Source organism: Kouleothrix sp. 19917 (genome assembly GCF_057073505.1).
This window is the reverse complement of record NZ_CP097099.1, coordinates 6425667-6449040: the sequence shown is the minus strand read 5'-3', so window position 1 is coordinate 6449040 and position 23374 is coordinate 6425667. Positions and strand designations below refer to the sequence as shown.

Annotated in this window: 13 protein-coding genes; 6 read left to right on the top strand and 7 right to left on the bottom strand. The window is 66.1% G+C overall.

Annotation, left to right across the window (positions count from 1 at the left end; genetic code table 11):
* Positions 1-41: 41 nt before the first annotated feature.
* Positions 42-1469, bottom strand: a complete 1428-nt coding sequence (locus M1P90_RS26075; protein WP_483698512.1) for an aldehyde dehydrogenase family protein — start codon at positions 1467-1469, stop codon at positions 42-44.
* 132 nt (positions 1470-1601) lie between these two features.
* On the opposite strand from M1P90_RS26075, the gene M1P90_RS26070 reads away from it, so the two are divergent.
* Positions 1602-3479: a mannosyltransferase family protein gene (locus M1P90_RS26070; protein ID WP_483698510.1), complete on the top strand. Its 1878-nt coding sequence runs from the start codon at positions 1602-1604 to the stop codon at positions 3477-3479.
* Positions 3480-3680: 201 nt separating this feature from the next.
* On the top strand, positions 3681-5516 hold the full coding sequence (locus M1P90_RS26065) for a beta-N-acetylhexosaminidase (RefSeq protein ID WP_483698509.1): 1836 nt from the start codon (positions 3681-3683) through the stop codon (positions 5514-5516).
* A gap of 301 nt (positions 5517-5817) precedes the next feature.
* Here M1P90_RS26065 and M1P90_RS26060 read toward each other — a convergent pair whose 3' ends face one another.
* Together M1P90_RS26060 and M1P90_RS26055 are read right to left on the bottom strand one after the other, a co-directional pair.
* Positions 5818-6879, bottom strand: coding sequence for a dipeptidase (locus M1P90_RS26060; protein WP_483698507.1), 1062 nt, complete (start codon positions 6877-6879; stop codon positions 5818-5820).
* A gap of 88 nt (positions 6880-6967) precedes the next feature.
* Entirely contained in the window at positions 6968-9424 is a 2457-nt protein-coding gene (locus M1P90_RS26055) for a DNA translocase FtsK (protein ID WP_483698506.1), read from the bottom strand.
* A gap of 201 nt (positions 9425-9625) precedes the next feature.
* Here M1P90_RS26055 and M1P90_RS26050 point away from each other — a divergent pair, with 201 nt between their 5' ends.
* Positions 9626-10660 (top strand): SDR family oxidoreductase, encoded by a 1035-nt coding sequence (locus tag M1P90_RS26050; RefSeq protein WP_483698504.1) that lies wholly within the window; start codon positions 9626-9628, stop codon positions 10658-10660.
* A gap of 180 nt (positions 10661-10840) precedes the next feature.
* Here M1P90_RS26050 and M1P90_RS26045 read toward each other — a convergent pair whose 3' ends face one another.
* The 3 genes from M1P90_RS26045 to M1P90_RS26035 form a co-directional block, all read right to left on the bottom strand.
* Positions 10841-11662 carry a class I SAM-dependent methyltransferase gene (locus M1P90_RS26045; RefSeq protein ID WP_483698502.1) on the bottom strand — a complete coding sequence of 274 codons (822 nt, stop codon included), beginning with the start codon at positions 11660-11662 and terminating at the stop codon, positions 10841-10843.
* Positions 11663-11807: 145 nt separating this feature from the next.
* Complete coding sequence (locus M1P90_RS26040; protein ID WP_483698501.1) at positions 11808-13181, bottom strand: pyridoxal phosphate-dependent decarboxylase family protein; 1374 nt, start codon at positions 13179-13181, stop codon at positions 11808-11810.
* Between the two features lie 497 nt (positions 13182-13678).
* The gene (locus tag M1P90_RS26035; RefSeq protein ID WP_483704691.1) at positions 13679-16564 is read right to left on the bottom strand and encodes a helix-turn-helix transcriptional regulator; all 2886 of its coding nucleotides are present in this window, start codon (positions 16562-16564) and stop codon (positions 13679-13681) included.
* 418 nt (positions 16565-16982) lie between these two features.
* Between M1P90_RS26035 and M1P90_RS26030 the strand changes: the two genes are divergently transcribed.
* The 3 genes from M1P90_RS26030 to M1P90_RS26020 all read left to right on the top strand — a co-directional run bounded on the left by M1P90_RS26030 (position 16983) and on the right by M1P90_RS26020 (position 21174).
* Positions 16983-17333 carry an STAS domain-containing protein gene (locus M1P90_RS26030; RefSeq protein ID WP_483698500.1) on the top strand — a complete coding sequence of 117 codons (351 nt, stop codon included), beginning with the start codon at positions 16983-16985 and terminating at the stop codon, positions 17331-17333.
* A gap of 77 nt (positions 17334-17410) precedes the next feature.
* Entirely contained in the window at positions 17411-18151 is a 741-nt protein-coding gene (locus M1P90_RS26025) for an anti-sigma factor antagonist (RefSeq protein ID WP_483698499.1), read from the top strand.
* Entirely contained in the window at positions 18148-21174 is a 3027-nt protein-coding gene (locus tag M1P90_RS26020; RefSeq protein ID WP_483698498.1) for a SpoIIE family protein phosphatase, read from the top strand. The genes M1P90_RS26025 and M1P90_RS26020 overlap by 4 nt, the downstream gene beginning before the upstream one ends.
* Before the next feature lie 666 nt (positions 21175-21840).
* Here M1P90_RS26020 and M1P90_RS26015 read toward each other — a convergent pair.
* Positions 21841-23370, bottom strand: a complete 1530-nt coding sequence (locus M1P90_RS26015; RefSeq protein ID WP_483698497.1) for a serine/threonine-protein kinase — start codon at positions 23368-23370, stop codon at positions 21841-21843.
* Positions 23371-23374 lie beyond the last annotated feature (4 nt).

Genomic DNA, 23374 nt, shown 5'->3' with positions numbered 1-23374 from the left:
TTGCAGGTGGCTCAATCTGCAAACCTGCAACCTGCATCTGTTCAGGACAGATTGATCACCATCAGCTTCGGCTCGGTCATTTCCTCGATTGCGTAGCGCAAACCCTCGCGCCCAAAACCCGACTGCTTCACGCCGCCGTAGGGCATGGGATCGAGCCGCCAGGTTGGCACTTCATTCACCATCACGCCGCCAACTTCGAGCGCCTCAAACGCCTGATAGATGCGCTTGATGTCGCTGGTGAACACGCCGGCCTGCAAGCCGAAATCGCTGTTGTTCACCGCCGCCAGCCCATCCTCGAATGTGCGGTAGGTCTGCACGGTCACCACCGGCGCGAAAATTTCGTGGTTGTTGACGCGCAGATCGGGGCCAGCCTTCACCACCACGGTCGGCTGTACCACGCCATCGCGCACATCGCCGCCGACCAGGCACTCGGCCCCGGCGGCGCGCGCCTCGTGCAGCCACTCGCCCACGCGCTCGCCCTCGTCCTTGCTGATTACCGAACCCAGGTCGGTTGCCTCGTCGAGCGGATGACCGACCTTGAGCGCGCGCACCTTCGGCACAAAGGCGTCCATAAAGGCCTCGTAGGCATCTTCCTGCACAAAAATGCGCTGCACGCTGATGCAGCTCTGGCCAGCGTAGGAAAAGCCGCCCACCACGCAGCGCTCGGCGGCAAAAGCCACATCGGCGTCGGAATGCACGATCACGCCGGCATTGCCGCCCAGCTCTAGCGTCACGCGCTTGCGGCCGGCGCGGCCCTTCATGGCCCAGCCCACGCTTGGCGAGCCGGTGAAAGTCAGCAGATTGAAGCGCTCGTCTTCCACCAGCGGCGCGGCGTCGCGGCTGTTGATCGGCAGCACGCTCAGCGCCTCGCCCGGCCAGCCCGCCTCGTAAATAATTTCGGCCAGCTTCAGCGCGGAAACAGGCGTTTGGGTGGCGGGCTTGAGCACCACCGGGCAGCCGGCCGCAATCGCCGGGGCCAGCTTGTGCGACACGAGGTTGAGCGGGAAGTTGAACGGCGAGATCGCCGCGATCGGGCCGATTGGGAAGCGCCGCACGATCGCGGGGCGATTTTCGCCGCCCGCAAGCGCATCGAGATGCAGCACTTCGTCGTGAAAGCGGCTGGCCTCGTCGGCGGCAGTGGCGAAGGTGCCCACGCTGCGCCCGACCTCGATGCGCGCCTGCTTGATCGGTTTGCCCGCCTCCAGCGCAATCGTGCGCGCCAGCTCTTCGGCGCGCGCCGCAATCGTTTCCGAAACCTTGCGCAGCACGGCGGCGCGTTTGTGCGCGGGCAGCTTGCGGGTGGTTGCAAAGGCGCGCACGGCGGCCTGCGTGGCCTGTTCCAGATCATCCGGGCCGGCGCGGTGCACATTGCCAACCGGCTGGCCGTCGTAGGGGCAGGCGACGGTATAGGGCGTGCCGGCGCGTTGTTCGCCAGCCAGCCAGAAGCGATACTCCGGCGTATCTGTCATGGCGCATTCCTTTCGGCTATAGCAGGAATGCCGCGTATTGTAGCACAGTGCGGCTGGCCGGCAGAGTGGTATACTACCGCCGTTTGCGCACTCGGCGCGGCAGGGGAAACGATGGAAGGCGACAGCATTCTTGTGAAACAGCAAATCCGCGCTGGCAGCCAGAGCACCAGCCAGCTGCTGATCAGCTTTGTGCTGGCGGCAGCCTGGGCTGTGCTGCTGCTGGCGGGCATCTACGCCTGGCCGGTGGCGATCAACCACGACCTCGGCTCGCGCGTTGAGACGATGAGCGGCGTGTACCGGGCCGAGGCGAACGACGCATTTTCCTACGCCTACACCAACGGCGACGCGACCCTGCGATTGCCGCAGCTAGGCGCCAGCCAGTTCGCCATCAGCATTCGCATGGGCGGGCCGGGCGCGTCGGTGAGCGTGCCGGCGCAATTGTTTGTCAACGGGCAGGCGCGCGATCTGGGCGAGGTGCGCGGCATCCGTACCTACGACCTGGCGGCCACGCCCGACGCGCAGGGCGATATCACGCTGCGCCTGCAGAGCGGAACCGCCAGGCTCGGCAACGACCCCCGCCCGCTTGGCCTGCTGCTCGACCGCATCAGCGTGCGGGCAATGGGCAGTGCGCCGCCGCCGTATCAGCTTGTGCTGAGCGTGCTGCTGGTGCTGGCGGGGGGTGTGGCTGGCTTGCGCGGGCGCGGCACCGTGGCGCAGCAGCGCGTGGCCCCGCTGGCGCTCGCGAGCGTGCTGGCGCTGCTGTGCTGGGCCGGGCGCGGGAACTTCAGCCTGACGGCATGGTGGGGCGTGGTGATCCTGATTGGCGTGATCGCCACGGTGCTGCAGCTGAGCCGGCTGGATGGCCGCGCATTTACGCGGCCGCTGGCCGCCGCTGGGATCGTGTTTGCGGCGTGGCGCGTGCTGATGTGGTGCTTTGCCGCGCTGGGCTTGCACTACAGCGCCGTATTCGCGCCGATCAAGGAAGTGGTGGGAACCGATAACTCCAGCTTTGCGGGCATGTCGCTCCTCCGCGCGGCGCTGGCCGACGCCTGGGTGCACTGGGATAGCACCGCCTACGTAGCGATTGCCACCACCGGCTACACCTTTCGCGACACGCGCTGGCCGAGCATCGCCTTCTTCCCGCTCTACCCGCTCTTGTCGCGCTGGCTCTCGCTCGCCACCACTATCAGCGTCGAGTTTGCGGCGGTGCTGGTTGCGCAGGCAGCTTTTTTTGGCGCGCTGCTGGTGCTCTACGACCTGGTGTCGCGCGATTTCGGCACCACGGTCGCCTACCGCACGCTCATTCTGCTGGTTGTCTGCCCAACGTCGCTGTTTTTCGCCGCCGCCTACACCGAGTCGATCACGCTGCTGCTGCTGGTGGCGGCAATATGGGCAATTCGCCGCGAACGCTGGTGGCTGGCCGGCGGGCTGGGCTTTCTGCTGACGCTGGCGCGTCTGCCGGGCGTGCTGATTGCGCCAATTCTGGTGCTGGCCTACCTGCACTCGCTTGGCTGGCGCTGGCGGGCGATTCGCGCGCCCGTTTTGGCGGCTGCGCTGCCCCCGCTGGCGCTGGCGCTGTTTATGGCGTTTCAGTGGCAGCGCTTTGGCACGCCCTTCGCCTTTATGATCGCGCAGCAAAGCTGGCATAACGAGCTTAGCCCGCCGTGGGTGCTGCCGCAGGCGCTCTATGGACACATTTTTATCTACGATAACTGGCCGCTGGCAACCGTGCAGGCGCTGTTCTGGATCGGGTTTCTGGTGCTGACGGCTGGCGCGCTGCTACGCCTGCCCTGGCTGTACAGCCTGACGCTGGTTTTGTTTCTGCTGCCGCCCTACCTGAGCAGCTGGCCGTGGAGCGTGTCGCGCCATGTGCTGCTGGGCTTTCCTGCCTTCATTGTGCTGGCGCAGTGGACGGGCAAGCTGTGGGTGCGGCAGGTGCTGGTGATTGCGATGCTTGGCCTGCTGGCGCTGCTGACGGCGCTGTTTGTGAATGGTGTGCTGGTGGCGTAGGGCCGAAACATCCACAGATTACACAGATGCCACAGATTATAATTCTGCTTTAGAACGTGCTGTCTGCGTAATCTGCGTAATCTGTGGATCGACTTCATCCTGTGCGGTACAATAGGGCGCGGGCGCTTCGGAAAATGCCGATTGCCTCCTGCCAACTGTTTGCAGCTACAAGCCGCGACCGCTTCAGAAAAGGATTCGACGATGAATGACACCCTGGTGCTGCTTCCCCAGCCGCGCACGCTCACGCCGGGCGCGGGCGAATTTCAGCTAGACCCAAACCAGCCGATTGTGCTCGCCCCTGCGCCCGAGCTGCGCGCCACCGGCGAGCGCCTGCGCGCCGCACTCCTTTCGGCTGCGGCGGGCGCGTGGCCCTTGGCGGCCTTTGCCGCTGCGCCGGGCGGCATTCGCATCAAGGTCGATTCGGCGGCGGTGAGCGAGGCGCAGGGCTACCACCTCGTTATCGCGCCCGAGCAGATTTTCATCACGGCGCACGACGCGTCCGGTGCGTTCTATGGCGTCTGCACGCTCATCCAGATCGTCGAGCAGCGCGGCGCAAAGTTACCCTGCCTCGAAATTCACGACTGGCCCGATTTCCCCGTGCGTGGCGTGATGCTCGATATCAGCCGCGACAAAGTGCCGACCCAGGCGACACTGCTGGCGCTGACGGAGATGCTGGCGGGCTGGAAGATCAACCAGCTTCAGCTCTACACCGAGCACACCTTCGCCTACACGCAGCACCCAGATGTCTGGGCCGCCGCCTCGCCAGTGACGGGCGCGGAAATACTGGAGCTGGATGCCTTCTGCCGCGAGCGCTTCATCGAGCTGGTGCCGAACCAGAATACTTTCGGCCACATGGAGCGCTGGCTCAAGCACCCGCGCTACGCCGCGCTGGCCGAAACCCACGACGAGTTCGACACGCCCTGGAATACGCGCATGCAGGGGCCGTTCAGCCTGTGCCCCTCCGACTCTGGCAGCATCGCGCTGGTGCGCTCGCTGCTCGACGAGCTGCTGCCACACTTCAGCAGCACGCAGGTCAACATCGGCTGCGACGAGACAGTCGATCTGGGGCAGGGCCGCAGCCGCGAAGAAGTCGAGCAGCGCGGCGAAGGGCCGGTCTATCTCGATTTCCTGCGGCAGGTGCTGCTGGCGGCGCAGGAGCGCGGCCACACGCCACAGTTCTGGGGCGACATTATTATGCAGCACCCCGAGCTGGTGCCCGAGCTGCCGCCCGGCGTGATCGCGCTGGAGTGGGGCTACGAGGCCACGCACCCCTTTGCCGAGCACGGCGCGCGCTTTGCCGAGTCGGGCATTCCTTTCTACGTCTGCCCCGGCACCTCCGCCTGGTGCACAATTGGCGGCCGCACCGACAACGCGCTGGGCAACCTGCGCGCCGCCGCCGAGCACGGCCTGCGCCACGGCGCGGTTGGCTACCTGAACACCGACTGGGGCGACCGCGGCCACTGGCAGGCGCTGCCGGTGAGCTACCTGGGCTTTGCGGCTGGCGCGGCCCTGAGCTGGGCTTTCGAGGCGAATCAGAACGCGAATCTGCCGGCCGCGCTCGATCGCTTTGCCTTCCACGACACGGCTGGTGTGGCTGGCCGAGTGGCCTACGACCTGGGGAATATCTACCGTGCGCTGGGCTTCGAGCCGGGCAATTCGTCGGCGCTGTTCTGGGCCATGCAGCGCCCGGTTGCCAGCGTGCGCGCCGATACAAACGTGCTGCCGGCAGGCTTTGCGCGCGCGCTGGAGGCAATCGACGAGGTGACAGCAACGCTGCCGCAGGCGCAGTTTGCCGGCCCCGACGGCGCGCTGCTGGCGCGTGAGCTTGCGCAAACCGTCCGGCTGCTGCGCCACGCCTGCCAGCGCGGCCTGTACGCGCACAACCCCGACGCAGCTCAGGCGCAAGCCCTGGCCGACGATATGCGCGCGATTATTGCGGAGTATCGCGAGGTGTGGCTGGCGCGTAACCGGCCCGGCGGCCTGCCCGACAGCGTGGCGCGCTTCGAGGCGGCGCTGGCCGATTACCAGGGGGCGTAAGCGCGGCGACGAACAAAGGACGAAGGACGAAGGACGAAAGAGGAAGGGCAGGTACAAAACACCTCACCCTTCCTCTTTTTATGCTACAGCAGCAGGATCATCAATTGTAGCAAAGCGCAGAAGTATTGGGCCACAGAGAACACCGAGAACTCCGAGTTTTGGCTACCATCCTCAGTGGCCTCTGTGCGCTCTGTGGCTCAACCGTTTTGCTCTCGGCTGTAAGCTGAAATTATCGTTCGTGAAGGCTTTAGAAAGCGTAAGTCCTCCTGACTCCCGACCCCTGACTCCTGACTCCTGCTCGTTACTTCCACGTTTTGCGCAGCACGCGCAGCCAGTTCTCGTGGCCCAGCTTGCGCAGCGCCGCGTCGTCGTAGCCGTGCTCGCGCAGCGCCGCAACGAGTTTCGGCAGCCCGGCCGCGTCGCCAATTGTGGCGGGCATTTTCGCGCCGTCGAAATCCGAGCCGAAGCCGACCCGCTCGATCCCCAGCCGCTCTACCAGATAGTCGATATGCTCGATCATCAGCTCAAGCGGCGCATCGAGCTTGCTGTTGCCATCCGGGCGCAAAAAGCCAATATGGAAGTTCAGCCCGACCATGCCATCCGACTCGCGGATCGCGTCGAGCTGGCGGTCGGTGAGGTTGCGCGGGCTGGAGCAGATCGCGTGGACGTTCGAGTGGGTGGCGACGAGCGGCGCATCGGACAGGGCCGCGACATCCCAGAAGCCCTTTTCGTTGAGGTGCGACAGGTCGACCATAATGCCCAGCCGATTGCAGGCGCGGATCAGCTCGCGGCCCGCGTCGGTCAGGCCGGGGCCGGTGTCGGGCGAGTGCGGGAAGCGAAACGGCACGCCTTCGGCAAAAATGGTTGGGCGGCTCCACACTGGCCCGAGCGAGCGCAACCCGGCCTGGTAGAACACATCCAGCGCGTACAGGTCGGCATCAATCGGCTCGGCCCCCTCGAAGTGCAGAATCGCCGCCATCACGCCATCGCGCAGGCAGGCGGCCAGCTCGTCGGCGGTGCGCACAACCTTGACCTGGCCCTGCGATTGCGCTTCGATGCGGAACAGAATGCCGGCCATGGCCATGGCGGTGCGCTGCGAGTAGCCCAGGCTAAGCGGCTCGGGCAGCGGCGTGGAAGACGTGTCGGTCTCAGCCAGCTCGTCGGCCTTGGGGATGCTCGGATCGGCGGGCAGGTAGACGGCAAAGAAGCCGCCGGCCAGGCCGCCCTCGCGCGCGCGCGGCAGGTCGATATGGCCCTTGCTGCTGCGGTCGAAAAACGTGACATCGACGCCGCGGTCGCGCTCGTAGAACGCCAGCAGCACGTCGTTATGGCCGTCGAAAATCGGCATGATCGGAGCCGGCATAGTCGCCTTCTTTCTCTAGTGCCAGAAAAGCGCCCGGCACAATGGCACGTGGCGCTATTCTACACGATCGCGGCGGCTTGTGCGGTGGCTAGTCGCTGGGCTGAAGTACCTCGCGCGAGCGGCCATCCTCGGCCGGGCCAACGACGCCCTGCTGCTCCAGCAGGTCGATCAGCTGCGCGGCCTTGCTGTAGCCAATGCGCAGGCGGCGCTGCAAGAGCGAGGCCGAAGCGCGCTGGTGCTGCTTGACGAGCTTGATCGCTTCGGGCAGCAGCTCATCCTGTTCTTCCACGCTCAGGTACTCGCCCAGGCCAGGGGTTGAGGTTTGGGGTTTAGGGGCTGACGGCGCGTTCTTACCATCTTTGCTCATTCCCTGGTTTGCTGTTGCCGATCCCTGTTCCCCGACCTCGGCCCCCTGCTCGGGCGGCTTGGCGTTGCGCCAGAAGGTCACAATGCGCTCGACCTCGGCGTCGGAAACGTAGGTGCCCTGCACGCGAATGGGCTTGGCGGCGTCGGCAGCCATGTAGAGCATATCGCCGCGGCCAAGCAGCTGCTCAGCGCCGTTCATGTCCAGAATAACGCGCGAGTCGATCTGCGAGGTAACGGCAAAGGCAATGCGCGACGGGAAGTTCGCCTTGATCAAGCCCGTCACAACATCGACCGAGGGGCGCTGCGTGGCGAGAATGAGGTGGATGCCAGTGGCGCGCGCCATCTGCGCCAGGCGGCAGATCAGCGTTTCGACCTCGTCGGGCGCCATCATCATCAGGTCGGCCAGCTCGTCGATAATAATGATGATATAGGGCATTGGCTCCAGGTCGGCGCGGCGGCGCGCAGCCTGTTTGTAGCTGTCGAGGTTGCGGAAGCCGTGCTTGGCGAACACTTTGTAGCGCCGCTCCATCTCCTTCACGGCCCACTTCAGCGTCGGCACCACGCGCTCCAGCTCAGTTACCACGGGCGAGAGCAGGTGCGGAATATGATTGTAGACGATCAGCTCGACCATCTTCGGGTCGACCATGATGAACTTCAGGTCTTCGGGCGTGTGCTTCATCAGCAGCGCGCAGACAAAACAGTTCACCGCGACGCTCTTGCCCGAGCCGGTGCTGCCAGCCACCAGCAGGTGCGGCATGCGTTCCATACCGGCAATCACCGCCTGCCCCGACACGTCCTCGCCCAACGGCAGCTTGAGCTTGGTCTTGGAATTCTCGAACCCTGTGTTCTCAATCACATCGCGCATGCCCACAATCGAAATCGACGAGTTCGGGATTTCGATGCCAATGGCGGCCTTGCCGGGGATCGGCGCCTCGATGCGCAGCGAATGTGCCTGCAAGGCCAGCGCCAGGTCTTTTTCCAGCGTGGTGATCTTGCTGACTTTCACGCCCACGGCGGGCTGCAGCTCGAACTGCGTGACCGCCGGGCCGGTATTCACGCCCACCACCTGCGCTTCGACCTTGAAGCTCGCCAGGGTGTCTTCAATCAGGCGCGACTTCATTTTCAGCTCGTCGTCGGTGATCGAACCAGAGACATAGCTGTCGAGCATTTCGTAGGAAGGCAGGGGCCAGGCGTGGTGCACGGCCGGCACCTCAAAGCCATCCAGCGGCTCTTGCGTGACGCCCGCTGGCGGCGGGGTGGCGGCCAGGGCAGGCGCGGGCATGCCAGCTTCGGGCGCGGTGGTGAGCAGGTTGGTCAGCAGGGTGTTCGCGCCGGGCTTGGCGCTTTTGGCGGGCGCGGCCGGCTTGGATTCTTTGGCAGGCGCGGGCTTGGCCTTGGCCTCGGGCCGGTCGAACAGGCTGGCGCGCGTGGGCCGCGCCGCGATTGGCGTTGCCACAATATCGTCGGCGCCGGGCGGCGGCTCGAAGGCGGGCGTATCGGCGGCGCGCGGCGCGGCTGGCAGGCTGGGCGCGCGGGCAATCCGTGGCTCGGCGCGATCATACTCGGGCACGCTCCAGATCGTCACCCAGAAGCGCGCAAAGCTGCCAGCCATGCCCGTCACCAGCTCGTGCAGCGTGATGTTGAAGGTGAGCAGCACGCCAAACAAGCCAAGCACGCAGTAGATCAGGAAGGTCGCCGGACGGTCGATCAGCACGGCAAGCTGCAAGAGCGCATAGCCCACCAGCCCGCCACCCTTGCCGATCTGGTCGGCGGCGTCGGTGCGATGGCCCAGGGCGAATTCGAGCAGGGCCAGCAGCGAGGCCAGCAGCATCAGCGTGCCAAGCACCGTCGCGCCGGTAAGCTGCAAGTCTTCGCGGCGCTCCTGCCAGAGGATGGCGACGCCCAGCAGGCCAAGCGCCAGCGGCACCAGCAGCGCGCCCCAGCCCAGCAGGCGCTGGGTGAGATCGAGCCAGGGTTTGCCAACTGTGCCGGCTGCGCCAGTGAGAAAGAACACGGTTGTAATTGCCGCAATCGTAATCAGGCCCAACGCGAAAAGCTCGCGCTGGTGCTCGGGGCGCAGCGAAAACTCAAAAACAGGCGTCTGCTGCTGTTTGCGCTGCGTCGTTTTTCGGCTGCGTGACGCAGCAGGTTTGCGGCTCGTCGATGTGCGCTTGGCCATGGGGCGGCTCCGCATCTATGCAGGGTGCTGTGAAACGGTTCGAGGGCCGTATTATAGCACATTCGTCCGCATATGAGCGGTTTGGCGCGAGAAATACGACGCTATGTCAACTCCGCCAGAACATTCGCCATACACGCGCGGCGGTGTTACACTGTTACACAGTTACATACACAATTTCGAAGCAACAAAGGAAGCCCGCTTATGACGCAGAAGCGCGTTCTTGTTACCGGTGGCTCTGGCTTTATTGCTGGCCACTGCATCATCCAGCTGCTTGCACAAGGCTATAGCGTCCGCACCACCATTCGCTCGCCTGGGAAAGAAGCCGCCGCTCGGGCCGCCCTCGACGACGCGGGCATGACGCATGGCGAGAATCTGAGCTTTGTTGCCGCAGATTTGCTGAGCGATGAAGGATGGCCCGCCGCCGTGGCCGATGTCGATTATGTGCTGCATGTGGCATCGCCAGTGCAGCCCGGCCACGTTGCGAACGAAGACGATCTGATCATTCCAGCGCGCGAAGGGGCATTGCGCGTGCTGCGCGCGGCGCGGGATGCGGGCGTCGGGCGCGTGGTGCTGACCTCGGCGTTCCATGCCGTCAGTTGGGGGCATCCGCATCGCGAGCGCGCATTCACCGAAGAAGACTGGACGATCCTGAATGGCCCCGGCGTCGATGCCTATGGCAAGAGCAAAACGCTCTCCGAGCGCGCCGCGTGGGATTTCATGGCCGCTGAGGGTGGGCCAATGGAGCTGGTGACGACGCTGCCCGTGGCGGTGATGGGGCCAGTGATGGGAAAGGATATTTCTGGCGCGAACCACATCATCAAGACCATGCTCGACGGGGCGATGCCCGGCTTCCCAAACCTGTTCATCCCAATCGTCGATGTGCGTGATGTCGCTGCCGCGCACATCCTGGCGATGACAAGCCCCGGCGCTGCCGGCCAGCGCTTTCTGCTCTCGAATGGGCCAGCGATTGCGCTGAAGGAAATTGGCGCAATCATCAGGGCCGAGCTTGGCGATGCGGCGAAGCATGTGCCAACCCGCTCGCTTCCCGACATTGTTGTGCGCGTCGCCGCGCTGTTCTCGCCCGATCTTCGTCCGAACGTGCCCGACCTGGGCTATGCCAAAAAGACCTCGAATGAGAAGGCGCGCCGCGTGCTCGGCTGGACGCCCCGCGACCCGCGTGAGGCAATTGTCGCTGCTGCGCAGAGCATGGTTCGAAAGGGCTTGGTGAAGGAGTAAGAAACGATTGCCATGAAGACTCGAAGGCACGAAGGGCTTTAGAATGCACTAAAATCTTGGTGTCTTCGAGTCTTTGTCGCTATTTGAAAAGAATTGACACTGGGCCACCAAGCGCACGGAGAGCACTGAGTTTGATAGCCATACTCAGTGCTCTCTGTGCGCTCTGTGGCTCAACTGGCATTACGCCCGCGTCGCAACGACTTCCAGGTACTCGCTCGGCACCGCCAGGGTTGTGCTGCCGCCCGTGTTCGAGACTTCGAGCAGGGCCAGCATGTCGCGCTCAAGGCCAGCGCGCCCGTCTTCGTCCAGCGCGGCGAAGGCTTTCAGCATTGGGCCGTAGTAGCTGCGGAAAACGTCCAGCCAGTGCGCGGCCGAGCGGTAGCGGAAGGTGTAGGTGCGCCGCTCGGCGCGCAGGGCGCTGATGCCACTACCGAACAGCTCGCGTACGCGGTCTTCGCTGCCCCACAGCGCGGGCGACTTTACGCCGGCCGGCGGCGGGACGTAGCGGCCAATGGTGCGGAACACCTGACCAATAAAGCTTTCGGGCGTCCAGCTGGCCAGGGCGATGACGCCGCCGGGCCGGCAGACGCGCAGCAGCTCGCTGGCGGCCTGCTCCTGGTTGGGCGTGAACATCACACCAAACACCGAGAGCACTGCGTCGAAGGAGGCGTTGGCGAAGGGCAGGTTTTCGGCGTCGGCCTCCTGAAATTCGACCTGGAGGCGCTCGGCCTCGGCTTTGGCGCGGCCACGTTCCAGCAGCGCCGGCACGTAGTCGGTGGAGGTGACATCGGCCCAGCGGCGCGCGGCGGCAACCGTGGCGTTGCCATTGCCGGCAGCTACGTCGAGTACGCGCTGGCCGGGGCTGATATTGGCGGCCTCGCACAGCATCTCGCCGGTGATGGCAAGCGTGGTGCCAATGATGGCGTAATCGCCCGACGACCAGGTGGCCTGCTGGCGAGTTTTCACAGCTGCGAAATCGGTTTGGGTTTGGGTGGCGGTCATGTCGGTTCCTTTCAGAATTTCATGGTGATGGTTTGATTCCTGGGCAAGGCAATGCCCAGGGTGAGCCACGCAGCTCACCGGATGGGTGCGCGGATGGCTGTGGGCTCGCCGCGCGAAACTATTCGGGTGGGTGAGATGAGTGTGTTTACTGCAACGATTCGGCGGGATCAGCGTGGGCCAAAGCCGCAGCCGCCCGCATTGCCGCCAGGCTCCGTTCCACATCTCCTGCGGTGGTTGCCCACGACGAGACGCTGATGCGCATGGCGGTTTGCCCCTGCCAGACGGTTCCGGCGCACCAGCACTCGCCGCCAGCCTGAATGGCTGCCACGACCTTGCGGGTGGTTTCGGCGCTGCCAAACGAAACGAGCACCTGGTTGCTCACAACGTCGTTCAGCACCTGGAAGCCAGATTCGCGCAAGCCGGCGGCGAAATGCGCGGCGTGCTGGCAGCTGCGCTCGATCAGGTCGGCCAGGCCGGCGCGGCCCAGCGAGCGCAGGGCGGCCCAAACCTCGACGCCACGGGCGCGGCGCGACATTTCGGGCGTGTAGTGAAACGGCTCGCCGCGATCGTCCTGCTGCAGGTAGGCGGCGGTGGCCGACATGGCGGCGCGCAGGTCGGCGGGGTGGCGGCAGAACACCAGCCCGCTGTCGTAGGGCACGTTGAGCCATTTGTGCGCGTCGGTGGCCCACGAGTCGGCTTCCGCGAGGCCACGCACCAAGTGCGCGCGCGCGGGCGCGGCGGCCAGCCACAGGCCGAACGCGCCATCGACATGCACCCACGCGCCGGCGTCGTGCGCGATTGCGCAGATTGCTTCCAGCGGGTCGCACGCGCCGGTGTTGACATTGCCAGCCTGCAGGCAGATGATCGTCGGGCCATTGATTGGCGGCAGGGCGTCGGCGCGCATGCGGCCCTGATTATCGACTGGCACGCGCACTACGCGCTCGCGGCCCAGGCCCAGCAGGCCAAGCGCCTTGAGCACGCTGACATGCACTTCCTCGCCCACAATGACGGTAATTGGCGGCGCGCCAAACAAGCCCTGCGCCTCGGCATCCCAGCCGGCGCGCGCAAGCAGGGCATGGCGGGCGGCGGCCAGCGCGCTGAAGTTGGCCATGGTCGCGCCCGTTACAAAGCCCACGCTTGCGTCTTTCGGTAAGTTCAGCGCGTCGAGCAGCCACTGCTGGGCGATTTCTTCGAGCGCAGTGGCGACCGGGGCCATGATTTTCATGCCGGCGTTCAGATCCCAGGCGGTTGCGAGCCAGCTGGCGGCCAGCGCTGCCGGCAAGGTTCCGCCCACCACAAAGCCAAAATAGCGCCCGCCGGCCGACGCAACCGTTGCGGGCGAGCCAATGCGGTCGAGCAGGTCGATGACGGCGGCGGGGTCGCTGGGCGTTTCGGGCAGCGCGCCGCCCAGCTCGGGCAGGCGGGCCAGCGCCTCGGCGGTGGGCGCAACATCGCGCGAGTCGAGGCCAGCGAGATACTGGGCGGCGCGCTCGGCAGTGGTGTGCAGGAGGTCGTGCATGGTGGTGGTCTTTCTGCCCGGTGGGCCTGGCGCGCGTGCTTCACGCTGGCTTCAATGGGATGCAGTATAGGCCGAAGCGCGCGATTTGAGATGCGGGGATCTACGGTATTTTTGCACAGCTGATACGGTAGTTGGCGGAAGCGCAGAACCTAGCGGCAGGCAGTTGGCAGTTGGCAGTAAGCACTGAGCTGCAGAACCAAGAACCGCAGAACCGAGAACCGCAGAACCGAAAACCAAGAACCGCAGAACCGCAGAACCAAGAACCGCAGAACCAAGAACCGCAGAACCAAACAGTCGGCAGGAAGCACGAACCTGCAACTCGTAAACTCGCAAACCTGGAACCTGCCAACCTGCAACTCGCAAACCTGCAACCGTGGCAAAAGCAAGGCGCACCTAGTGCAATATCAAACGACCTGTGCGGATTTCAGTGGCGCTTATCATCAATATGCGCCTCAGCATAATCGTAAATCCAAAATCGTAAATCGAAAATGCACTAGCTAGCTAACGCTTTCGAGCAGACCAAGCTCGGTGGCGCGGCGCACGGCCTCGGCGCGCGAACGGCTGTCGAGCGTGGCGAGAATGTTGGCGACATGCATTTCGACAGTGCGCGGGCTAAGCACCAGCGCGTGCGCGATTTCGGCGTTGGTTTGCCCTTGCGCGACGAGACGCAGAATTTCGTGCTGGCGGCGCGTCAGGTCTGCCGTGCGGAAGCGGCCAGCCGCGCCTGCGCCAATGCGCTCGGCCAGTGGTTCGCCCAGCTCTGCAAGCGCCTGGGCGATCTGCGTGGCGAGCGGGCGCGCGCCGAGCTTGCGGGCGCTGCGGTAGGCGCTGGCGAGGTGCGCCACGGCGGCGTCGCGCTGGCTGGCGGCTGCGCAGGCCATTCCCGCGCGGAATTGTGTGCTGGCGTGGCAGAACGGCACCGCGACATCGCGCAGCAGGTCGAGCGCCTGAACGAACTGCTGCACCGCCTGCTGCGGCTCGCCTTCGAGCAGGGCGATCTCGCCCAGCGCGTGGGCAAGCGCCGAGAGCGCTTCGGGCTGGCCGGTGGCGCTGGCAATGCGGGCCAGGGCGTTGGCACAGGCGCGCGCGTCGGCACCGGCACCCTGCCCGGCGAAGAGTGTGACGGCCCAGCGCAATGGCGCGATTGCATAATGGCGATCTTCGATCTGCTCCCAACGACCAAGCATGGCGCGGCAGTGTTCGGCGGCGGCGGCAGGCTCGCCACTCAGATCGTCGAGCAGCGCCAGACCCCACGACGCCATCAGCTCCATTGCCGCCAGCTCGATGCGCTGGGACAGCGCCGCCGACTCAAGCAGCAGGGCGCGGGCGTGGCGCGGCTGGCCGCGCTGGGCATACAGCGAGCCAAGCATGCCGCTGGCAACCGTGCGAGCGTGCGCCGAACTGTGATCGGAAGCCAGCACCTCGCGGCACAGTGTCATTGCGCGATCCCACTCGCCAGTCTGGCGCAGCACCGCCGTCAGGCAGGCGATACACAACTGCGCGGTGGCGGGGACGGCGTTGGTCTGGCAAAAATCGAAGGCGGTGAGGTAGACATCGCGGGCGCCGGGGTAGTCGCCGCCGTGCTCCAGCGCGTCGGCCAGGCGCTGGTAGATTTCGGCCGATGCGCTGGCGAAGTTCTGCTCAAGAGCCAGCGCCAGCCCGCGCTGCACGGTCGCCAGCCCTTCGGCAAGCTGGCCCATGCGGGCGAGAATATTGCCCTGCAAGCCCAGAATGCGGGCGCTCGTGTCGGGGCGGGCGGCGCGCCTGGCCTCGTCGTCGGCGGTCGCAAGCACATCGAGCGCGGCGCGGAAACGCCCAGCCGAGCGCAGGTGCGCCGCTGCCGAAAGGCGCTCGGCGGCGGCTTCGGCGGGCAGGCCGCCCGTGGCGAATGCATACGCGGCAGCCTCGCGCGCGGCCAGCGCCCGATCCCAGTGGCCTTGCAGCTCGGCCGCGCCCGCAAGCTTGCGCTCGGCCTCGGCGCAGGCGCGCATCTCGCCGCGCTGCCGCCACCCGTCGGCCACTTCGCGCCAGGCGCGCGCCGCCTCGGGCAACTGCCCCGAAAGCTGCGCGCAGCTCCCAAGCTGATCGAGCACACCGAGCCGCCCGCCTTCGTCGGCGCCGTCGGGCCACAGCTCCAGCACACGCTGCGCCGCTCCGGCCGCGTCGCGGTAGGCGTGAATAGCGCACGATGCGCGGGCGGCGCGCAGCAGGGCATCGCGGGCACGTTCGGGGTCGCGCGCGGCCAGCCAGTGCTCGGCAACTGCCTGTGGGGGCAAGCCCTTCGCTTCCAGCCCTTCAGCAAGCTGGCGGTGCAGGGTGCGGCGGCGTGCCCACGCGATATCGGTATAGATGGCCTCGCGGGTGAGCGCGTGCCGAAAGCTCGCCCGGCCCGGCGCGCTTTCGTCGAGCAGGCCGCGCTCGACCAGCATTTCGAAGCCGTAGATACCGCCAGCCAGCCCTTCGATCAGCTCAAGATCGCATGCTGGGCCGGCAACGGCTGCCAGCTCCAGCAGGCGCAGCGCCGTTTCGGGCAGGCCGTCGAGCCGCAAGAGCACCGCGTCGCGCAGGGTGTCGGGGATGGGCAGCTGCGCACCGGGAGCGAGCTCCAGGCCGCCTTTGCCGCTTTGCAAACGGCCACGCAGCGCCAGCGCGCCAGCCAGCTCTTCCACAAACAGCGGCAGGCCGTCGGTGCGCTCGTAGAGCGCGGCAGTCAGCGCCGGGCCGGGCGCCTGCCCAAGCGAGCGGGCGGCCAGCGCAGCCGTGCCGGCCTGGTCGAGCCGCTCAACCGCGATCTCGCGCAGCAGGCGCGCGCGCCGCAAGTCGTTGCGCAGACGGCGCAGCGGGTGACCGCGCCCGATCTCATCATTTCGGTACGCGCCGACGATCAGCAGGCGCTCGCGTGCCAGCGCACCCGCCAGCGCGGGCAGCAGCTCCAGCGTCGCATGGTCGGCCCACTGCAGGTCGTCCAGCACCAGCGCGGCCGGGCCGTTTCGCGCAATGGTAGCGAATGCGCTGCGAATGGCCTCGGTGAGCGCGCTTGGGTCGGCTGTGGGCGCGGGCGGCCCTAGCTCGGGCAGGAGCAGCGCGAGGAAGGGCAGCAGCGGGCCGCAGGCAGCCAGGCCGCCGGGGCGGGCGCGCAAGAAGCCGCGCAGCGCGGCGATGATCGGGCCGTAGGGCGGGGTTGCCAGCTCGCTGGTTTCGCCGGAGAGCGCCAGCACGCCCGCGCGCGCCAGCCCAGCTTCGAGCAGGCGCGTTTTGCCCACGCCCGCCTCGCCCGCCAGCAGCACAATACCGCCCGCGCCGCTTCTCGCCGCGTCGATCGCTTTGCCGAGCGCAGCCAGCTCACCCGCGCGCCCGATCAGCTCGAAATCTGCTTCCACCATCACGGTTCCCTCCATTTCGCCACGACAGTATAGCCCGCCGATTTGCACCTGTCTACCGACGAGGGATTGACGAACGACGAATGACGAACGACGAATGACGAACGACGAATGACGAACGACGAAGGACGAAGGACGAAGAATGAACCGCAAAGGGCGCGGAGGGCGCGGAGGTTTGGCAAGTTGCAGGTTACTGCTCACTGCTCACTGCCAACGACCGACCAGAAGGTTGCAGGTTCGTACACACTCAAAACTCAACATTCAACATTCAAAACGTGCAACCTGCAACCCGAACCCCGCAACCTGCGCAGGGCTGATTGTTTGGCGCTAGGCTCCGTGCTATAATAGGCCTCACCGAACGCCTGGCAAGTATTTCTGCGCCCGATCCCCGTAGCCGAGAGGGTTCAAGGAGGCTGTGTCTATGGACATTTCGCACAAGAAATTCAACCGGGTTGATCTGCTGACGCTGGAAGGGCGCATGGATGCCGCCAGCGCTCCGCACCTCAAACAGCAGATCGACGCGCTGTTCGATCAGGGCCGCTACCGCATTGTGCTCGACATGGCTGCGCTCGATTACATCGCCAGCCCGGGCCTGCGCGTGCTGATCGAGGCCCGCAAGCGCGCGCGCGACCGCAAGCTGACCGATCTGGAAGGCGGCGATGTGCGGATTGCAAACCTGCCCCCGCGCATCAAAGAGGTGTTTGATCTCACTGGCTTTACCTCACTGTTCGAGATCTACACCGACACGCTCACGGCCGTCGGTTCGTTCTAGGCCGCCTTTGCAGGCGCGAGCCAGCCGCCCCCTCGCGCGGGCAGGGCTGGCTCGCGCCTGCCAGCCTGCTGATGCCCATGCAAACACTTTCGCTTCCCGCAACGCTCGACGCGCTCGCCCCGATTAGCGAGTTTATTACCGACGCTACTGCTCAGGCCGGGCTCGACGACCATGCCGCCTGGCAGGTGCAGCTCGCTGTGGACGAAGCGGCAACCAACATCATTCAGCACGGCTACGACGAAAGCGACCCCGGCATCATCGACCTCGGCTGGGAGATTGCGAGCAATGAGCTGGTGGTGACGCTGCGCGACCGCGGGCGGCGCTTCAACCCCGACGACGTGCCCGCGCCCGATATTACCTCGCCACTGGAAGAACGCCAGGCCGGCGGGCTGGGCATCTATCTCATGGGCCGGCTGATGGACTCGGTCGCGTTTACGTTCGACGACGCGCAGGGCAACCTGCTGACCATGACCAAGCAGCTGCCGGTTGCTTCCTCTGCCGAAGTTTTCGAGCTGGCCGGCCGCCTCGATGCCGTCAGCACGCAGCAGTCGATTGCCGACGTTTCGGCCAGGATCGCGGCCGGCACGCGCCACATTCTGCTCGACCTTGCCCACGTCACCTTTCTGAGCAGCAGCGGCATGCGCGCGCTGCTACTGGTGCGCAAGGAACTGCTTGCGCATGAAGGCGGCGAGCTGCGCCTGTGCGCGCTGCAGCCCCAGGTGCACGAGGTCTTTACGCTCACAGGCTTTACGCAGCTATTTGCCATCCATCCCACGCGGGAGGAAGCGCTGCGCGCCTTTGGGCGGGGTTCGGCGTGAAGCGCGCACACTGGCTGAACATCTACTGCATAGCGGTGGGGCTGATTGGCTGGGCCGTGCTGGGCCTGGCGCTGCCGGCTGGCCTCCCCTCGGCGCTGCTGCTCCTGTTTGTCGCGCTGGCGCTGCTGGTCGAAAGCGTCGGCTTCCGCATCCCCCCTTCCGATCCGCATAGCCTGGTTGGCATTGTGCTGGTGAGCGCCGCGCTGGCGCTGGGCGCGCCGCTGGGCGCGCTGGTGGCGGCCGTGTCGGGCTTGCTGTTTGGCCTCTTGCTGCCGCTGCTCTACAGCCGCCCGCGCAGCTTCTACCTGCTGGTCGCCCGCCCGATGCTGCGCAGCGGCGTGCGCGCCCTCGCATTGCTGCTTGGCGGCGCGCTGGCCGACGCGCTTGTTCCCGACCCGAATGCGATCGGGCGGCGCATGTTCTGCTTTGCGCTGTGCTTTGTGCTGGTGGTGCAGGGCAGCCGCGCCCTGCGCGAGCTGTTGCAGGGCGGGCGCAGCGGGGTGGTCACATGGTTTCGGGCGGCGTGGCGGCCCGCGCTGAGCGCCGAAGTTGCGCCACTGCCGATTGCGGCCCTGGGCGCGGCGATCTACCTGCGTCTGCCGCTGGTGTATTTCGTGCTGGCGGGCGCGGCCCTGCTGGCTGGCAGCATTTCGGTGCGGCGGGCCGCGCTCAACTTGCAGCGCCAGCGCCGCTCGGTGCGCGAGCTGGCCCAGCTCAACAACGTCAGCCGGGCGATCATCCGCGCCGAGCTGAATGTCGAAGCGCTGTGCGAGCTGATCTACCGCGAGGCCAGCAAGCTGATCGATACCTCGTCGTTCCACCTGGGCCTGTTCGATCCCGACAGCGACCGCTACACGCTGGCCGTGCGCGTGCAGGATCGCGTGCGCCTGCCGCCGCTGGTGGTCGATCTGCCGAGTGGCGATGGGATCGTTGGGTGGATGCGCGAAACCGGGCGGGCGCTGCTGGTCGAAGATTTTTTGAAGGAAATGGACCAGCTGCCGGCCCGCCCGCGCTACCAGAGCGAAAACCCGCCGCGCGCCGGCATCTACGTGCCGCTGATCGCGGGCGAAGATGTGATTGGCAGCATTTCCATCCAGAGCTACCAGCCCGGCGCGTTCGACACCGAAGACCTGCGCCTGCTCTCGCTGATTGCCGACCAGGCCGCGATCGCGATTGCCAAAGCCCGCGCCTTTGCCGAAGCACGCCAGCGCGCCGTGCAGCTCCAGGCCATCCACGAGGTAAGCGAGCGCATCAGCGCGATCCTCGATCTCGATCAGCTCTTGCCCTCGGTGGTGCGCTTGATCAACGAGCATTTCGGCTACCACCCGGTGCATATCTTCACGCAGGAACCGAGCGGCGAGCTGGTGTTTCGCGCCAGCACCGCCCAGGGCGAGTCGCTGGCCCGCCTGCGCCAGCTGGCGATCACGCGCGGCAATGGCATTGTGGGCGCGGCAGCATCGGGCACCGCCCCGGTGCTGGTGAACGATGTTCGCCAGGATGCGCGCTATATTGGCGACGACTGGCATACGCTGGCCGAGCTGGCGGTGCCGCTGCGCTTTGGCGACCAGACGGTGGGCGTGCTGGATGTGCAAAGCGCCGAGGCTGGCCGCTTCAAGCAGGGCGACCTGTTTGTGATGCGCACGCTGGCCGACCAGATTGCGGTGGCGATTGAGAGCGCGCGCGCCTTCACCGCCCAGCGCGAAGAAGCATGGACGCTCAACTCGCTCTTGCAGGTGGCCGAGAATATCGCGCACGCCTCGTCGATTGATGAACTGCTGCCCGCGATTGTGCGCCTGCCGCCGCTGCTGCTCGGCTGCGACCGCTGCTACTGCCTGACATGGCAGCGCGAAACGAGCAGCTTCACGCCGCTGGCGGCTTACGGGCTTGCACCCACGCAGCGCGCAACCTTTATTGGCGCGGCGTTCGACGAAAATGAAGCGCCGCTGCTGGCCGAAGCTCGCCGCGCCATGGCCCCGCTTGAGCTGCCCGACGCCCGTTCGCGCACGTATATGTGCCCGCCCATCCTTGAGCCCTTTGGCGGCGGCGCGCTGCTGGCCCTGCCGCTGACAGCGCGCGGCGCCACGCTGGGCATGCTGGTGGCCGATTACGACGACGCGGCGCACCATTTCACCGCGCGCGAGCTGACGCTCTGCGCCGGCATTGCGAATCAGGTGGCTGGCGCATTGGAAAGCGCGCTGCTGGCGCGTGAGGCCGCCGAGGCGGCGCGCCTGGAAGAAGAATTGCGCGTGGCCCGCGAGATCCAGACCACGCTGCTGCCGGGGAATGTGCCAAACCTGCCCGGCTGGGAGCTGGCGGCCGACTGGCGCTCGGCGCGGCTGGTGGGCGGCGATTTCTACGATTTCTGGCGGCTGCCGCGTGCGGCGGGCGTGAGCACGCTGGAGCTGGGTTTGCCACCAGCCGAAACATCCACCGAAGCGCTGGAAATCCAGCCGCTGGGCTTTGTGGTGGCCGATGTGAGCGACAAGGGCATTCCCGCCGCCATGTTTATGACGCTCTCGCGCAGTCTGGTGCGCGCCGCCGCGCTCGACGGCTCATCGCCCAGTGTGGCGCTGGCGCGTGCCAACCGCTGGATCACGCGCGACAGCGATTCGGCGATGTTTGTGACGCTGTTCTATGGCATCTTGCAGCCCAACAGCGGCGTGCTGCGCTTTTCCTGCGCCGGCCACAACCCGCCGCTGCTGTTCCGCGCCGCCGACGGCACGGTGAGCGAGCTGACGACGCCGGGCATGGCGCTGGGTGTGCTGGAGGAAGCACCGCTGAGCGAGGCCGAAACCGAGATAGCGGCCGGCGACGTGCTGGTGTGCTACACCGACGGCCTGACCGAGGCGATCAATGGCGAGGAAGAGGCGTTTGGCGTGCCGCGCCTGCGCGAGGTGATTGCCGCGCACCATGCCGACACGGCCGCCGAGCTGGTGGGCGCGATCAATGCGGCGCTGCGCCAGTTCAGCCAGCGCCCGCCCTTCGACGACCTGACGCTGGTGGTGCTGAAGCGCCTGCCGTAGGGTGGGTTGCAGGTTTGCAGGTTGGAAGGTTGCAGGTTGCGCGACGACCGACGAAGGGAATTTACCACAGAGACACAGAGGCTTATCAATTTACGATTGACCATTTGCGATTTACGATTGGGAAGACCAAAGAACGATTCGCCTCCTGAGTGCGGCGCAACCGCGTATCGAAGGGCGCAAGAAGTTGCAGGTTGCAGGTTAGAAGGTTTGCGCCTTGCTTTTGCCGTGGTTGCAGGTTTGCAAGTTTGCAGGTTGGAAGGTTGCAGGTTGCGCGACGACCGACGAAGGGAATTTACCACAGAGACACAGAGGCTTATCAATTTACGATTGACCATTTGCGATTTACGATTGGGAAGACCAAAGAACGATTCGCCTCCTGAGTGCGGCGCAATCGCGTATCGAAGGGCGCAAGAAGTTGCAGGTTGCAGGTTAGAAGGTTTGCGCCTTGCTTTTGCCGCGGTTGCAGGTTTGCAAGTTTGCAGGTTGGAAGGTTGCAGGTTGCGCGACGACCGACGGCGGGAATTTACCACAGAGGCACAGATGCACGGAGATTTTGTGTTAGCTGGCTGCTGCCCACTGCCTACTGCCCACTGCCTACTGCCCACTGCCCACTGCCTACTGCCCACTGCCTCCTGCCAACTCCCCCGCTGACTCCTGACTCCTCGCTCACCGCACCCTGCGCAGACCGTGCTGAAGCTCGAAAACCAGCGATTCGAGCTGGCGACGATCGAGGGCGAAGGCGCTGGTTTTCACGCCGCCGCGCGGGCCAGTGCTGCGGATGCTGAGCGTCAGCGGGCCCCTCCCGCCCGGCCACTCACCCTTGAGCGCGGTGCGGCCCACTTCCACCGCAACCTCGGCGGTGAGGCGCGCGGCCAGGCGCGGCAGCTCGGCCAGGCGCGTGATAAAGGCGCGGGTTTCGGTTTCGGGCAGCGTGATTTGCAGAAAGGTCATTTTGCCGCGCTGGCCGCGCTCGCTGATGCTGATCGTCAGGCGCAATTGCGGGGGCGCGTCGCCGTCGCGGGTGAGGGCCAGCAGGCACTCGATTGCGCCGCGCCGGTCGGCGTGTGAGCGCCATTCGGCCAGGCGCTCGGCCAGCGTAAAGCCGCCCGCCGACTGCGCGGCCAGCGCGCCCGGCTCGGCACCGGGGGCCGGCGGCGCACCCGCCAGCGCACGGCGCAGCGCGCCAAGCAGGCCCGTCTCGCGGCCAAGCCGGCCCGAGGGCGTGGATTGCGCGGCCTGCTCCAGCCGGTCGCCCGCCACCCAGCCCAACTCCAGCGCGCGCCGAAACGCGGCAGCTGTGGCGAAACGCGCCTCGGGCTGCGGCATCATCGCCTTCTCAATGGCGCTGGCAACGGGCGCAGGCACCGCCCGGTTGATTGCGCGAATCTTCAAATCGCTTGGCTGGGCCACGCGCTCCAGCGCCGAGGGCGGAAGCTGGCGCGTCAGCAGCACATAGGCCATAATCCCCAGCGCATAAATGTCGCTGCGCTGGTCGGTGCCCGCGCCATACTGCTCAATCGGCGCAAACGGCTCGGTGACGGCGCGCGCCACGCGCGAGGTTGCTTCGCCGGGGCGGGCCACACGCGCAATGCCCATGTCGAGCAGCTTGACCTGCCCGGCGGGCGTGAGCACAATATTCAGCGGCTTGATGTCGCGGTGGATGACGGGGTGCAGCTGCTGCGTGGCCGGGTCGCGGTAGCCGTGCAGGTATTCGAGCGCGGCGCAGAGCTGAATGAGCCAGCCCAGCACATCCGAGATGCTGTAGCCGAGCTTGGGCTGTTCGAGCTTGTGCTGCAAGGTCTCGCCGGCCACATAATCCATCACCAGAAAGGCCGCGCCGGATGGCTCGACAAAATAGTCGGTGACGCGCACAAGCACGGGGTGATCGAGGCGCGCAAGCAGGCGGGCTTCCGCGAGAAACTGCGCAACCGACTCGGCATCGGCGGCCAGCGTTTCCTTGAGCGCGTGCGTAGTGCCAAGCAGAGCATGTTCGGCTTCGTAGACTGCGCCATTTCCGCCCATATCGATCAGGCGGCGCAGGATGTAGCGCCCGCCAACGCGCACGCCGGCCGGGCGGGGCGAGCGGGCATGGCGCGCCGAGGGCGCGAGCCGCGCGCCGCAATCGACGCAGTACAGCGCGCGCGGGGTGGCGCGGCTGCCGCAGGTGCTGCAAAATTGTACGGAATGCTGAACCATAAAT